Here is a 14,315-nt window from a genome sequence, read left to right on the forward strand (position 1 = left end):
TGCAAATTTTCCGGCATTTATTAACGCATTGAGAACATCATTGCTTCAGACTTGCGGTTCTGAAATTTGAACCCCGGGGTCAGGAGCTACCCTTTCTTGCGCCGCTTATTGATCATTCTGACTTTGATGATCGCCGGATCAATGTTTGTCGTTTGGCCAAGCATGGCGCTTGATCATGACATTGCCGATATCCGCGAAACCGCCCGTGAAATCCGGCTGCGGATATCCGAACTTGATCAGCAGCTCAAGGAACATCTGCGCAAGGCCATCGAGGAATATGGCGACCGCCCGGTCGAATGTTCGGACGAAAATCCAAGATCCACACTTGCCGAATGTGTCGAAGCCGACGCCAATGACCTGACCCGAACGGCAATCACGATTGCACGTGCGGGCGATACTGAAGACGACCTGACAGGCGATCTTGCCGATACCGAAGAACGGTTTGCCCTGTTTACCCAGCAAATGAACAAGACCAATGATCTTTTGGCACGTGCTGGCGCCAAACTTTACATGAACAGTCTTGATGTCGGCCCCGAAATGGATCAGTTGCGCCACAATGTCATTGCCTATATCGAACTGAAACAGGCCAATGAATTGCGCACCAAGCAGGCCTTACTGATCGCAACAGTGGCGATTATCCTGCTTGCGATCTTTTCGCTGATTTTTGCCGTGATCCAGCGGTTCAGATAGAATTCAACGCCCCATCACGTTTGTCACAGGACAATTGGTCTTGATCAATCACGCAAAGGTCGTTACCCGGTAACTCACACCTTCACACGCCCGAAACGTCAAAGGGAACCGTCATGACCGAAGCTTATTGGCAGGACATTCTTGTCGCCTTGCGCCAGATTATCCGGGCGACGGATCTCCATTCCAAACGTGTGATGAAGGCATGTGGCCTGACCATCCCGCAAGTCATGGTGTTGCGCGCAATTGACGAACTGCAGAATGTAACGGTCAAACGTATTTCCAATCACGTTTCGCTTAGCCAGGCGACGGTGACAACCATTTTGAACCGTCTTGAGCAGCGCAACCTTGCCGAACGCCGTCGCAGTTCGACCGACAAACGGGTGGTAAACACCTTTTTGACCGATGCCGGGCGCGACGTTCTGGCAACGGCGCCGACCATGCTGCATGAAGAATTCATTACCCAGTTCGAAGCCCTGCCCGACTGGGAAAAAACGCAGCTTTTGTCGTCAATGCAGCGCGTGGCAACCATGATGGACGCAGAACAGATTGACGCCGCCCCGATCCTTGACGTCAAGGCCGCCGACTGGGTGCCGCCGCAAAGCGGCCAGAACGGATAGACCGCACAACCACGCCCAATTCCGGTCGCGATCAGACGCCTTGTTCGGGCAGACTGATGATCTGGTTTCCATTGCGTCTGGCATCGCCAACCGCCGAAAACCTGGCGCCATCCGCGCTGACCTTGGCGGCGTGAACCCCGCCAAAGAACATGTCTTCGCGGTCCCAGCGGCTTTGATTTTCAAGACTAAGCTGATCAAGCAACGCATCATCAAAGCCCGGTTCCACTGACAAAAGGCTGTCTTCGACATGCATGCGCGGCGCGGATACCGCCCCGTGCAGGGTCATGTCAAACGCATCAATATTCAAAAGCACCTGAAGCATGGTGGACCGGATGCGATTTGATCCCCCCGATCCAAGCGCAATCGCCCCGCCATCATCGCCAAGATAAAGCGCGGGCGTCATCATCGATGTCATCCGCACCCCGCAAGGCCACATATGAAAGCCGTCGGGCGAAAGATCGGCTTCGCCAAGCATATTGTTCATCATGATGCCGGTTTGCGGTACGATCCGCCCGGAACTTGACCCGTTTGAGATGGTCGCAGCGGCAAGGTTGCCGTCTTCATCAACAACCGAAATATGGGTCGTGCCCTGCTGACTAAGCGGGCGTTCGCCGATCATCAGACGATAGCGTTCGCAAAGCTCGTCCGACAGGATCGCCGACGTCGCGCCATATTCCCCGCGCACCAAACCGGTTGCGTGGATGATCTGCGACATTGCTTCAAGATGGCGGGCCGACCCGAAACCAGCCAGTGCCATTTCCCGCGCAAGCTTAAGACCAAATCCCACCAGCACCCCGCCCGATGCCGGGGGCGGGTTCAGGACAAACCGGCCCTTGCGCCCACCAACCAGAAGCGGGTCCCGCACTAAAACACGATAGGCCGCAAGATCATCCGCCCCAAGATATCCGCCGAATTCCCGGCATTCCCGGATCAGCGCATGTCCGATGTCCCCGCGATAAAACCCGTCGGCACCGGTCCGCACTAGATATTCAATGCTGTGCGCAAGATCGGGTTGAACATGGCGGGCACCCGTTTCAAGCAGTTCAAACCCGGCTTCGTCGGTATGGCCCGGCTTGCCAAAAACGGCACGGCTTTCGGCCGAAAAGCCCAGCAACGGTTCGACAATCCCCATCACATAGCGTTGAAAATCATCCAGAATCACGCCATTGCGGGCCGCGTCAATTGCCGGTTCGGCCAGTTGCGCCATTGGCAATGTCGCCAGATCATCATGAATTTCAAACAGGCCGGCAACAACGCCCGGCATTGCCACCGATCCATAACCGCCGTGGAATTCCTGGGTGACACCCCCGGCAAAAGTCGCAAGACGGCTTTCGAATTCAAGATCTTCGCGGGATCGCTTTTCAAGCGGGGTTTCAACAAAGAAATCATAAAGACGCGGCGGTTCCCCAGCCGGGCGTGCCATCACAAAACCGCCACCGCCAAGGGACGCCAAAACCGGTTCGGCAACACAGGCCGACCACATGGCCGCCACCACCGCATCGAACGCATTGCCACCATCATCAAGCACACGGGCGGCGGCGCGTGCGGTGACTTCATGTCCTGCGGCGACGGCCCCGTGCTTTTTCATGGTTTGCGTTTCCCGTTAATTATTGGCGTTTGCCGCCTTTTGGGCTTGGTCCATCGGGGGTACAAGCAATTGGGCATCAACGCGTGCCGCCCCGACATTGATCCGCCAGTCCAGATGCGGGCCGGTTGCCCGGCCCGATGCGCCCACCTTGGCAATCACATCCCCCTGTTTGACGACATCGCCAACTTTGACGTCGATTTCAGACAGATGCAAAAAGGCCGAAACCATGCCAAGCCCGTGATCGATAAACAGGGTGGCACCCGAAAAATACATATCTGGATGGGCCAGGGTCACGATCCCGTCGGCCGGGGCCACCACCGGGGTTCCGGTCGGAACGGCGATATCCACCCCCCAATGCGGCGCACGCGGTTCGCCATTCAGGATACGCTGTGATCCGTAAACCCCGCTGATCGGACCAAGGGCAGGCCAGATAAAGCCGTTCTCAAGAAAATTCTCGGTAAAGCGTTCAGTTCGGACTTCGCGGGCCTGACGGCTGTCATCCTTGATCCGGTTCATGACGTCGGGATCGGGCGTGACCATTTTGGGCGGCAAACCGTCAATGCGCTGAATATCAAATTCGCGATCGGCAATCGCATAGGCGAATTCTTCGGTGCTGCCATCTGCATGGCGAACCGTCAGTTTGGCCGGACCTTCATAATCGCGGGGAAATCCGATGATGAACCGCCCATCCGGGGCAATGGTATCAATCGCATCCCCGTCAAGCAGGACGACATCACCGGCATTTGTCTGACCAAAAACAATCCCGCCCTGAACAAATTGCCCCTGATAGGTCGGCTCGGCCGCCTGTGCGGTGATGCTTGCCCCCAAAAGACCGGCAATTGCGATAACGGTTTTAAATGCCAAACGCATTACAGAAGGCTCCCCTGCCTGTCATCTTCCTGTGGACGCGGATTTTTCTTTTTCGCCGGTTTGGGTTTGGCAGGCTTTGGCGCCACGGTTGCGCCAGCTGTTTCCACCGCGATGTTAGCGCTATCATCCTTGCGCTGTGCCGGTTCTGTCGGCTCTGACGGTTGTGACCGTTCTGACGGTTTCGCGCCCTCCGGCCCCGACGTCGCGGTACCCTCGCCGGCGGTGACGCGGGTGATGCCATCGCCCATTTCAAGATCATAGGACTGCCCGGTAACAAGATCGCCCGACTTGCCAACAAGATTGCCCGCCCCATCACGCACCACGGCAAAGCCGCGTTTAAGAACATTACGATAGGAATAGCTTTCCAGAAGCCGGTCATAACGCGCCAGTCCTTCGGCCTCGCGTTTGACGATATTGCCAACCGCTGCCTGCATCCGGGCACCAAGATCGGCGATCTGTTTTTCCGCCCGAACAACATCACGCTTGGCATCACCGGGGCGCAAGCCCGCAGCCGCGCGATCAAGACGCGCTTGCTGCATCTGAAGGGCGGATTTCATCGCCCCGTCCAGACGAAGGGCCGCATTTTCAAGACGCCCGCGCTTTTCCGAAAGCTGTTCACGCGGACTGACCAGTCGCGCACTGGCCTCGTTCAGGCGCGCACGCGCCTGCTGCGTCAGGTTAACAGCCGCACGTGGCAAACGATCCGCCCAGTTATCGAGTGTCTGGGCGCGTTCTTCGAGCATCCTTTTGGGATCCCCCAGCCCACGGGCCAGGCTTTCAAGCGCGGTTTTCTTTTCAAGTCCCAGGCGACGCACGGCCTGTGCCAGTCGAAGACCGTCTTCTTCGACCTGCCCGATCAGGTCCATGCGCACTGGCACGGCCTTTTCCGCCGCCCCGGTCGGGGTCGGGGCGCGCAGGTCCGACACGAAATCAATCAGGGTGGTGTCGGTTTCATGCCCGACTGCCGAAATCACCGGAATGTCGGAATCGGCAACCGCACGGGCGACGATTTCCTCGTTAAAGCACCACAAATCTTCAAGCGATCCGCCACCACGCGCCACGATCAGAACGTCTGGTCGCGGGATCTGGCCATAGGGCAACAGATCATTGAAACCGCGCACGGCCTCGGCCACCTGTTCGGCGGCACCCTGCCCCTGAACCAGCACCGGCCACAAAAGAACCCGGCGCGGGAAACGGTCACGCAGACGATGCATGATATCGCGGATCACCGCCCCGGTCGGCGATGTCACGATGCCAATAACATCGGGCAGGAACGGGATCGGCTTTTTGCGATCGGGGTCAAACAGGCCTTCGGCAGCGAGTTTCTTTTTGCGTTCTTCAAGCAGTTTCAGAAGCGCGCCTTCGCCCGCGACTTCCATGCTTTCAATCACGATCTGATATTTCGAACGGCCCGGGAATGTCGTCAGGCGTCCGGTAACGATGACTTCCATGCCGTCTTCGGGCACCAAGCCAAGTTTGGCCGCCTGCCCGCGCCAGCACACGCCATCAAGAACCGCCTTGTCGTCCTTGAGCGCCAGATACATATGGCCGCTGCTGGCCTGTTTGAAGCCGGAAATTTCCCCGCGCACCCGGACAAAGGAAAAGGCATCCTCGACCGTGCGTTTGAGTGCATTGGACAGGTCGGATACCGAAAATTCGGGCGCATTTCCCGATTTCACAGGGGTTTCCGGTACCGGGGCATAAGGGTCGAACAAATCTTGCGTCATCAAGGGCACTTTATGCTAAAAGCCCGCACATTGAATCATTCTGCGGGATGGCGTTTGGGTCTAGCCTAGTTCATCGCGCATGGACCATCAAGCAATCGGACAAGTCGAAGGATAAAGTCATGAAGGTTCTGGTCGTTGGCGGCGGCGGACGTGAACACGCACTATGCTGGGCCATTGCGCGCAGCCCGCGCATTTCCAAACTCTGGTGCGCACCGGGCAATGCCGGCATTGCGGATTCTGCGCAATGTGTCGCGATTTCCGATGGCGATATCGACGGTCTGGTAACCTTCGCCAAGGACAATGCGGTTGATCTGGTCGTTGTCGGCCCCGAAGCCCCGCTGGTTGCAGGCCTTGTCGATGCACTCGACGCCGCGGGCATCAAGTCGTTCGGTTGTTCCAAGGCGGCCGCCCAGCTTGAAGGTTCCAAGGGCTTCATGAAAGACATGGTGGCAAAGTTCGGTGTACCGACGGCTGCCTATGGCCGTTTCACCAACCCCGCAGATGCCAAGGCATTTGTTGAAAAACACGGTGCGCCGATTGTCGTTAAGACCGACGGTCTGGCCGCAGGCAAGGGTGTAACGATCTGTCAGACCACGGACGAAGCATTTGCCGCAATCGATGAATGCATGGTCGGTGGCAAGTTCGGCGATGCCGGGGCGGAAATCGTGATTGAAGAATTCCTCAAAGGTGAGGAAGCCTCATTTTTTGCGGTTTGCGATGGCGAGAACGTCATTCCGCTGGTTGCAGCCCAGGATCACAAGGCCGTTGGCGAAGGCGATACCGGCCCCAACACGGGCGGCATGGGGGCCTATTCCCCGGCCCCGGTCTTTACCGATGCGGTCGAAGCCAAGGTCATGGAACAGATCATCGTCCCGACCGTCAAAGGCATGGCCAATGAAGGCCACCCGTTCAAGGGCGTGCTGTTTGCGGGCCTGATGATTGACGATGAAGGCAACCCGAAACTGATCGAATACAACATCCGTTTCGGTGACCCGGAATGTCAGGTCCTGATGACCCGTCTGAAATCGGACGTGCTGGACATCCTTGATGGTGCGGCCACCGGCACGCTTAATACCGTCAAACCGGAATGGTATGAGGAAACCGCAATGGTCGTCGTCATGGCCGCCAAGGGGTATCCGGGGGCTTACGAAAAAGGGACCGAGATCAAAAACGTCCCGGCGGCTGACGCCATGGACAAGGTCAAGGTCCTTCATGCCGGGACCAAGATGGAGGGTGACAAACTGGTTGCGACCGGTGGTCGTGTTCTTGGCGTCACCGCGCGCGGTGCAACCGTCACCGAAACCCAGAAACGCGCCTATGAGGCGGTTGATGCGATTGACTGGGAAGGTGGTTTTTGCCGCCGTGATATCGGCTGGCGCGCCGTGGCCCGCGAACAGGCATAAGCCCGCATCCAAACCGATTTTCAAAAGACCGGGTTACGCAACCCGGTCTTTTTTTATGCCCGACTGGCCCGATATACCGACCTGATAGCGGATATGACAGCGGCCCTGATCATCGCGTTCGATATCGGCGGCAACCCCGAAAACATCACGCAGGTTTTGCGATGTCAAAATCTGTTCGGGCGTGCCAATCGCAATCAGTTTGCCGCGATCCATCATCGCAATCCGGTCACAGAACATCGCCGCATGGTTCAGATCATGCAGGGCCGCCACCACCGTCACCGGAAGGGTACGGACAAGATCAAGCAATCCCAGTTGATGATGGATATCAAGATGGTTGGTCGGCTCGTCCAGCAACAGGAAATCAGGCTGTTGCGCCAATGTCCGGGCGATATGAACGCGCTGTTTTTCCCCGCCCGACAATGTTTGCCACATCCGGTCAGCCATCAGATGCATCTCAACTGCTTCCAGCGCCTTTTGGACAATCGCCTGGTCATCTTCTGACCAGGGTGACAGCAAACTCAGATACGGTGTTCTGCCCAGCGCCACCGCCTCGCGCACGGTAATGCGGTCAATGGTGTCGGCCTGTTGTTCGACAAAGCCGATCCGTCGCGCCAGATTGCGACGCCCGACTTTTTTCATCGCCTGCCCGTCAAGCAGGGCCTGTCCACGAGACGGGGCACGAATACCGGCCAGAACCGACATCAGACTGGTTTTGCCAGATCCGTTTGGTCCGATCAGGCCAAGGAATTCCCCCGGTTCAACCCGCAACGACACGTCAGTGATGATTTTCTTGAAACCGGCATTCCAGCCAACATCGCGCAGTTCCAGTGTCATCGCAGAACCCTTCCATGACAAAGAATAAGCGCAAAGGCCGGTGCCCCGATCAGGGCGGTAATCACCCCGATGGGAAGAACCTGACCATCCAGAATGATGCGTGAAACAATGTCAGCCGCAACAAGGAATATCGCCCCGATCAGGGCCGAAACCGGCAGCAAAAGCCCATGCCGGGTCCCGACAAAGAACCGTGCCGCATGCGGGATGACCAAACCGACAAAACCGATCGAACCGACAAGACTGACCATCACAGCCGTCATGGATGCCGCCACCGCAATCAGAACCACATAAACACGGCGCACCGGCACGCCAAGCGATGCCGCCGATTCCACACCAAAGGTAAAAGCATCAAGTGCGCGCGCATACCAAAGACACACAACCAGCCCGCCAAACGCAACGGGCAGCGCAAGATAGACATCGTCCCAGCGCACACCACTCAGATTGCCAAGCAACCAGAACATGATGCCGCGCGCCTCGTCCGCGGTTGCTGCCTTGGTGACGATAAAGGATGTCAGGGCGTTGAAAAGCTGTGATCCGGCAACCCCGGCCAAAATGATCGCGCCTGCACCACGACCGGCCGGAATGGCCAAAAGCGCGACAAACCCGAATGCCACCAGCGCACCGACAAACGCGCCAAGTGACAGCGAAACCATCCCCGCCCCAAGACCAAGAATGGCAACACTGACCGCGCCGGTAGATGCCCCCGCCGAAATGCCCAGCAAATAGGGATCGGCCAGACTGTTGCGCAAAAGCGCCTGTAACACGGCCCCCGACAACGCAAGTGACGCCCCGCAGGCCGCAGCCACAAGTGCACGCGAAATCCGGTAATTCCAGATGATCCCGGAATCGATTGGATCAATCTCATAGCCCGCCTGCCACAGATGATTGGCAATGGTTTGAAGAACCGTGCCAAGGGGAATGTGTGTTTCCCCCTTGGCAGCAGCGATTGCAACCACAGCGGCAAGCAGGATCAAAGCCGCCACGGCGGCACCGCTTCGCGCAAGATATGCCCGCCCCGCCCGCGATCGTGCGGGGGGCTGAGGGGGTGTTTTTTCAAACATTGAAGTCTCCGGGCATATCGAGCGCCATCGGGTTGGGCAATCAGTTCGAGGCACTCAGGCGTTCGACAGCCTGGGCAAGCGTTTCAATACCGTCAATCAGACGAATTGTCGGGTCCATCGATTGCGCATCCATCACAACGATATTGCCGTTTTTAACCGCTTTCATCTGGCGTGTAACCGGATCGGTTTTCAAAAAGTCCATTTTGACTTCCCAATCATCTGCCGGGAAACGGCGACGGCCCATTTTACCGATCACAATGATATCGGGATTGGCGCGCGCAATGGTTTCCCACCCCACGGTCGGCCATTCTTCGTCGCTGTCGATGATGTTTGTTACGCCAAGTTTTTCCGCGATATAGCCCGCGGCCCCGTTTTTGCCCGCGACGTAGGGATCGCTTTTAATCTCGGCACTGGAAAACCAGAAAACGGTCGAAACATTGCTGTTCCCGCTGGCATTGACCTGTGCCAGGGACCGGGCTTCACGATCTTTCAACCTGGCAATCAGGGCCGCGCCGCGATCCTCGATATCGAAAATCTGCGCAAGGTCGGAAATTTCCCGATAAATCAGGTCCATGGAGAAACGGTCATGGCGCACCCCGTCGCCCCCGCCGGCATTGTCCTTGCCGACACAATCGGCCGGTGCGGTATAGACCGGGATCGAAAGTTCATTGAACTGTTCGGTGGTGCCAACAATGCCCTTGGGACCGACATGCCATTGATACTGGGTGGCGACCAGTTGCGGTTTTTGCGCAACCACGGTTTCAAAGCCCGGATCATTATCAGCCAGACGCGGCACGGACGCATTCACATCCCTGAATTCATCCATGACCGGACCAAACCAGACCCCGGTGCCTTTGACCTTATCGGCCAGCCCCAGCGAATAGAGGATTTCTGTCGTGCTTTGTCCAAGCGACACAACCCGTTCGGGGGCCGCATCAAAGTGCAGCGTGCTGCCGCAATTTTCGATGGCAAGCGGATATTCCGTCGCAGCCGCAAACGGGGCCGAAATCATAAAACCGGCAGCAAACACCCCGACTGCCAGCGCATGTTTATAGTGACTGATCACTTTGACTTCCTTTCAAAGACATACCGGCAAGGGTCGGCAATTACCGGCCACTGCACAGCATATCGCAAATGTTATGTTATAACATAACACACACTTTACTATCGTCAAGGGACTGGCAAAAGTGTCGGGAAATGGCGGAAGATGTCAGGATCGGTATTCAGGCGCATTTACAAAAAACTGCCGGAAACCGCGACATATGCCGACATTCTCCGGGGCACCCCGCCCGGTCCGTCGCATTCATGTCGGCAGGTCTCCTGGCTCGCGGGTCAAAGCACTTTTCCTGGCCTTCCCGGGTTCATCCCAGTGGCATTGGTCAGAAAAACGCTCACCGCCTACAGTTGCGGGGGCAGCTTCGGTTGATGGGCACGCAGCCCAGATCGAATTCCCTTTATCCGATATCCGGATACCGACATCTGACCGTTAGATTAAAGCCCAAACCCGGTCAAGGAAATTGGCAGATGACCAGAGGCATTTACACAGGGGTCCATGCAGAAATTGCAGTCGACACGACCTTGAATTTGCCATGTTTCATCCCGATTACCTCCACACTGTCTGGTATGCTTGCCGACAAATGAAACCATTGGAACATGATGCACATGACGACTTCTGTTGAACGCAGACGCTTTTTGAAATCCATCGCGGCAGCCGGTCTTATCCTGCCGGGAATGTCGATCTATCAGCATGCATTGGCAGAAGTACCAGGGCTTGACCTTGGTGCGGGACAGCCGTTTGATTTTGCCGATCTGATTGCGCGTGCCAAATCGATGGCGCAGGCCGCCTATGAGCCGCCAGTCGCCCCCAACCCGGAAATTGTCGGGCGGATCGATTACGACACCCATGGCAAATTGCATTACAAACGCGACCATTCGCCGTTTTCCGATGGATCAGGCACCTATCCGGTGACGTTTTTCCATCTGGGCATGTATTTCGCCAAGCCCGTGCACATGTATCTTCTGGAAGACGGCACGGCACGCGAAGTCATCTATAAACCCGATTACTTTGACATGCCAGCCGACAGTATTGCCCGCCAGCTGCCCGAAAACAGCGGCTTTGCCGGGTTCCGCCTTCATGAAGAACTGTCGCGTGATGACTGGAAAACCCAGGACTGGGCGGCGTTTCTTGGCGCATCCTATTTCCGCGCCATCGGTGATGAAGGCCAGTATGGCCTGTCCGCGCGCGGGATTGCGGTCAATACCGCCACATCCCAACCCGAAGAATTCCCCGATTTCCGCCAGTTCTTTATCGAACCGGCCAAAAATGCCGAAGACCCGGTCACCATCTATGCGCTGCTTGATGGGCCAAGCATTACGGGCGCATACAAATTCCTGCTCTATCGCGGGCAGGGTGTGACGATGGATATCGAAAAACATCTGTTTGTCCGTCGCGATATCGAACGGCTTGGCATCGCGCCGCTGACCAGCATGTTCTGGTATTCCGAACAGAACAAATCATTCCGGTTTGACTGGCGCCCGGAAGTCCATGACAGCGATGGTCTGGAACTGTGGACCGGCAGTGGCGAACGCATCTGGCGACAGCTGAACAACCCCGAAACCATCCGCGCATCGGCCTTTGCCGATCATAATCCGCGCGGTTTTGGCCTGATGCAGCGTGACCGCGATGTGAAGAACTATCTTGATGGTGTGCGCTATCACCGTCGCCCCAGCCTGTGGGTCGAACCCCAGGAAGACTGGAATGACGGTGCCGTACAGTTGATCGAAATCCCGACCGACGATGAAATCCACGATAACATCGCGGCATTCTGGGTTCCGAACGCCCCGGCCAAAGCCGGAAACAGCTATCAGTTCAAATATCGCCTTCACTGGCAGGCCCATAACCCGTTCCCGGTTGCCGAACTGGCAAAGGCAACTTCGACCCGCATGGGACGCGGCGGCGAACCGGGCACCAACCGCCCGAAAGACGAGGTCAAGTTTTCTGTCGAATTCGAAGGCGATGTTCTTGGCACCCTTGCCTATGGCGAGTTCCCGGAAATCGTCGTATCGACATCGCGTGGTGAAATCACCCGCACCAAGATCGAACCGATCATGGATACCCGCATCTGGCGGGCGGCCTTTGACCTGAAAGTGGCCGGCACCGATCCGGTTGATCTGCGCATGTATCTCAAGCGCGGGGACGCCCCGCTCAGTGAAACCTGGATGTTCCAGCATCTGCCGGCATTGGGTAATCAGCATCAAGGCTGATCAAAACCCGGCAAGAATGATCAGGGGGCGGGCAACACCGCCCCCTGTTTTTTTATTTACGACGCCATGCCTTCGCCCGGGCGCGCTTGGCCCGATTGCCCAAGGATTGCCATGACATCGCGCATCGGTGGTGCACCAAACATGCGGGCATATTCGCGGCTGAACTGCGATGCGCTTTCATAGCCGACCGCATAGGCCGCACTGGCCGCGTCCTTCATTTCTGCGAGCATGATCTGACGCGCCGTCGTCAGGCGCAGGCGCTTTTGATATTGCAGCGGACTCATGGCGGTCACCTGTTTGAAATGATGATGGAAGGATGACGGGCTCATATTGGCGAAATCTGCCAGCTCCTCGATCTTCAGCGGCTTGTCGAAATTATCCTTCATCAACCGTAATACCGCCGATATCCGTTGCATATTGCTGCCACCAATCGCAAGACCGGCAATCAGCGCGCCCTTGCCGGTGCGCAACAGTCGGTAATGCACTTCGCGCATCAAAAGCGGCAACATGACCGCAATGTCATCGGGCCTTTCAAGCAACTCGACCACGCGTAACACCGCGTCAATCAGGCTGTCGGTGGTTTGTTCGACAAACAGCCCGCGCGCACTTTCGCCTTCTGCCCCGATCTTGAGATCCATATGCGTGACCAGCTCGCTTAAAATCTTGCCATCAAGATCAAGCGACAAACTGCGATAGGGTTGCTGATCACTTGCCAGTGTCACATGCCCGACAAGGGGCAAATCCACCGATGCCGCAAGAAGCTGTCCGGGTTCATATCGATAGAGCTCCTGACCCAGCGTGACTTCCTTGGCCCCCGACACAATCAGACACAGGCAGGGCTTGTAAATCGTTGGCACCTTAAGGCTTGGCGCGGTCGAACGAAACATCCAGACAGGATCGATCGCGGTGCGCACAGATCCATCCGCATCGCAGTATTTATCAATCAGTTCGCAAAGCCGTCGATAACCGTCCATGACCAAATCCCTTTGATTTCCTTGGATGCAGTATACACACCCGGCACCCTGGAAAAAGCGGACTTTGCCCAGGTTGGAGGATCAGGCAATCCAATTCGAGTTCTGTGTATTCAACAAATACCCATTGATCGACACAGTAAGCGCCATGACACAAACCAAAGGAGCATGTCATGACGAACCCGATCAATTATCTCGAAAACAAGACCGTCATCATCACTGGCGCCAGCAGCGGCATCGGGGAGGCCACCGCCCGGCTTCTGGCATCGCGCGGGGCCAAGGTTGTTCTGGGCGCGCGCCGTACCGAACGCCTTGATCAGATTGTTACTGAAATCGAGGCCGCCGGTGGCACTGCCATGGCCCGGTCGGTTGATGTCACCAATGCCGACAGTGTCGAGGCACTGGTTTATAACGCCCAGAACCTTTTCGGGCGCGTCGATGCGATTTTCAACAATGCCGGTGTGATGCCGCTTGCCCCGATGTCGGAACTTAAAACCGATGAGTGGGAAAACATGATCAACGTCAATATCCGTGGTGTTTTGAACGGGATTGCTGCTGTTCTTCCGATTTTCAAGGCACAGGGCGGCGGCCATGTCATCAATACCGCATCGATTGGCGCACATGTCGTTGTGCCAAGTGCGGCGGTTTATTGCGGCACCAAATACGCCGTCTGGGCCATTTCCGAAGGCCTGCGCCAGGAAAGCGAAAATGTCCGTGTGACGACCATTTCGCCGGGCGTGGTTGAAACCGAACTGGGCCACGATATTTCCGATCCGACCAGCAAGGAATTGCTGACCCAGTTCCGCCAGATCGCCCTGACACCCGATGCGATTGCACGCGCGGTTCTTTATGCGCTTGATCAACCCGCCGATGTCGATGTTAACGAAGTCATCGTGCGCCCGACGGCATCGGCCTTCTGATGGGGCAATCCGTCCTTTCATCCGGCTTTGCAACTTTGCTGATGATGCTGGTGGTGCTTGTACCATCAGCATCGGCCCAACAGGAGACCGAGATGCGCAAAACCACCCAAACCGCCCCGCATCCCTATATCGGCATGTGGGTGACCAAGGACGGCCATGTCCGGCAGGAACTGCTGCCCAATGGTCGCTATGACGAAGCCCGCGGCACCCGTCAATCGGCCTATCAGGGCGATTATCAGGTATCGGGAAATTACATCACCTATCAGGATGACACCGGCTTTACCGCCGATGGATATTTTGAAAATGACGTTCTCTATCACGGCGGTATGGTGATGTTCCGCGAGGCGACCATAAACTAGATCAGCCTGCC

General features: G+C 56.7%; 13 protein-coding genes and 1 riboswitch. Of the genes, 6 read left to right on the plus strand and 7 right to left on the minus strand.

Annotation, left to right across the window (positions count from 1 at the left end; translation table 11 throughout):
• The first annotated feature begins 96 nt into the window (after positions 1-96).
• Positions 97-690, plus strand: a complete 594-nt coding sequence (locus AUQ42_RS01930) for a hypothetical protein (RefSeq protein ID WP_068517268.1) — start codon at positions 97-99, stop codon at positions 688-690.
• 113 nt (positions 691-803) lie between these two features.
• Positions 804-1,307, plus strand: a complete 504-nt coding sequence (locus AUQ42_RS01935) for a MarR family winged helix-turn-helix transcriptional regulator (protein WP_068517269.1) — start codon at positions 804-806, stop codon at positions 1,305-1,307.
• A 31-nt stretch (positions 1,308-1,338) separates the two neighbouring features.
• Here AUQ42_RS01935 and AUQ42_RS01940 read toward each other — a convergent pair whose 3' ends face one another.
• From AUQ42_RS01940 to xseA, 3 genes are read right to left on the minus strand one after another with little or no spacing between them, the layout of a single operon-like run.
• Entirely contained in the window at positions 1,339-2,895 is a 1,557-nt protein-coding gene (locus AUQ42_RS01940; protein ID WP_068517270.1) for a gamma-glutamyltransferase family protein, read from the minus strand.
• Between the two features lie 15 nt (positions 2,896-2,910).
• On the minus strand, positions 2,911-3,765 hold the full coding sequence (locus AUQ42_RS01945; RefSeq protein ID WP_068517271.1) for a M23 family metallopeptidase: 855 nt from the start codon (positions 3,763-3,765) through the stop codon (positions 2,911-2,913).
• On the minus strand, positions 3,765-5,492 hold the full coding sequence (gene xseA, locus AUQ42_RS01950; RefSeq protein WP_068517272.1) for an exodeoxyribonuclease VII large subunit: 1,728 nt from the start codon (positions 5,490-5,492) through the stop codon (positions 3,765-3,767). The genes AUQ42_RS01945 and xseA overlap by 1 nt, the downstream gene beginning before the upstream one ends.
• Before the next feature lie 119 nt (positions 5,493-5,611).
• Here xseA and purD point away from each other — a divergent pair, with 119 nt between their 5' ends.
• Positions 5,612-6,895, plus strand: coding sequence for a phosphoribosylamine--glycine ligase (gene purD / locus AUQ42_RS01955; RefSeq protein WP_068517273.1), 1,284 nt, complete (start codon positions 5,612-5,614; stop codon positions 6,893-6,895).
• A 33-nt stretch (positions 6,896-6,928) separates the two neighbouring features.
• Here the strand turns inward: purD and AUQ42_RS01960 are convergent, their stop codons facing one another.
• From AUQ42_RS01960 to AUQ42_RS01970, 3 genes are read right to left on the minus strand one after another with little or no spacing between them, the layout of a single operon-like run.
• Positions 6,929-7,729 (minus strand): ABC transporter ATP-binding protein, encoded by an 801-nt coding sequence (locus AUQ42_RS01960; protein WP_068517274.1) that lies wholly within the window; start codon positions 7,727-7,729, stop codon positions 6,929-6,931.
• On the minus strand, positions 7,726-8,790 hold the full coding sequence (locus AUQ42_RS01965; protein WP_068517275.1) for an iron ABC transporter permease: 1,065 nt from the start codon (positions 8,788-8,790) through the stop codon (positions 7,726-7,728). Before AUQ42_RS01965 ends, AUQ42_RS01960 begins: the two co-directional genes overlap by 4 nt.
• A gap of 40 nt (positions 8,791-8,830) precedes the next feature.
• Positions 8,831-9,856 (minus strand): ABC transporter substrate-binding protein, encoded by a 1,026-nt coding sequence (locus AUQ42_RS01970; protein ID WP_068517276.1) that lies wholly within the window; start codon positions 9,854-9,856, stop codon positions 8,831-8,833.
• Between the two features lie 226 nt (positions 9,857-10,082).
• Positions 10,083-10,282: riboswitch (cobalamin riboswitch) on the minus strand.
• A gap of 170 nt (positions 10,283-10,452) precedes the next feature.
• On the opposite strand from AUQ42_RS01970, the gene AUQ42_RS01975 reads away from it, so the two are divergent.
• Positions 10,453-12,054 carry a glucan biosynthesis protein gene (locus AUQ42_RS01975; protein ID WP_068517309.1) on the plus strand — a complete coding sequence of 534 codons (1,602 nt, stop codon included), beginning with the start codon at positions 10,453-10,455 and terminating at the stop codon, positions 12,052-12,054.
• 56 nt (positions 12,055-12,110) lie between these two features.
• Here AUQ42_RS01975 and AUQ42_RS01980 read toward each other — a convergent pair whose 3' ends face one another.
• Positions 12,111-13,028, minus strand: coding sequence for an AraC family transcriptional regulator (locus tag AUQ42_RS01980; RefSeq protein WP_068517277.1), 918 nt, complete (start codon positions 13,026-13,028; stop codon positions 12,111-12,113).
• A 182-nt stretch (positions 13,029-13,210) separates the two neighbouring features.
• Here AUQ42_RS01980 and AUQ42_RS01985 point away from each other — a divergent pair, with 182 nt between their 5' ends.
• Positions 13,211-13,945, plus strand: coding sequence for an SDR family oxidoreductase (locus AUQ42_RS01985; RefSeq protein ID WP_114114349.1), 735 nt, complete (start codon positions 13,211-13,213; stop codon positions 13,943-13,945).
• Entirely contained in the window at positions 13,945-14,304 is a 360-nt protein-coding gene (locus AUQ42_RS01990) for an Atu4866 domain-containing protein (protein WP_082817673.1), read from the plus strand. Before AUQ42_RS01985 ends, AUQ42_RS01990 begins: the two co-directional genes overlap by 1 nt.
• Positions 14,305-14,315 lie beyond the last annotated feature (11 nt).

Source organism: Thalassospira sp. MCCC 1A02491 (assembly GCF_001613785.1).
Classification (GTDB): domain Bacteria; phylum Pseudomonadota; class Alphaproteobacteria; order Rhodospirillales; family Thalassospiraceae; genus Thalassospira; species Thalassospira povalilytica.

Bases quoted from the DNA above. Each gene is read 5' to 3' on its own strand.
- AUQ42_RS01945 (WP_068517271.1), bottom strand. From the start codon at position 3,765: ATGCGTTTGGCATTTAAAACCGTTATCGCAATTGCCGGTCTTTTGGGG.
- xseA (WP_068517272.1), bottom strand. From the start codon at position 5,492: ATGACGCAAGATTTGTTCGACCCTTATGCCCCGGTACCGGAAACCCCT.
- AUQ42_RS01935 (WP_068517269.1), top strand. From the start codon at position 804: ATGACCGAAGCTTATTGGCAGGACATTCTTGTCGCCTTGCGCCAGATT.
- AUQ42_RS01940 (WP_068517270.1), bottom strand. From the start codon at position 2,895: ATGAAAAAGCACGGGGCCGTCGCCGCAGGACATGAAGTCACCGCACGC.
- AUQ42_RS01975 (WP_068517309.1), top strand. From the start codon at position 10,453: ATGACGACTTCTGTTGAACGCAGACGCTTTTTGAAATCCATCGCGGCA.
- AUQ42_RS01990 (WP_082817673.1), top strand. From the start codon at position 13,945: ATGGGGCAATCCGTCCTTTCATCCGGCTTTGCAACTTTGCTGATGATG.
- purD (WP_068517273.1), top strand. From the start codon at position 5,612: ATGAAGGTTCTGGTCGTTGGCGGCGGCGGACGTGAACACGCACTATGC.
- AUQ42_RS01980 (WP_068517277.1), bottom strand. From the start codon at position 13,028: ATGGACGGTTATCGACGGCTTTGCGAACTGATTGATAAATACTGCGAT.
- AUQ42_RS01965 (WP_068517275.1), bottom strand. From the start codon at position 8,790: ATGTTTGAAAAAACACCCCCTCAGCCCCCCGCACGATCGCGGGCGGGG.
- AUQ42_RS01960 (WP_068517274.1), bottom strand. From the start codon at position 7,729: ATGACACTGGAACTGCGCGATGTTGGCTGGAATGCCGGTTTCAAGAAA.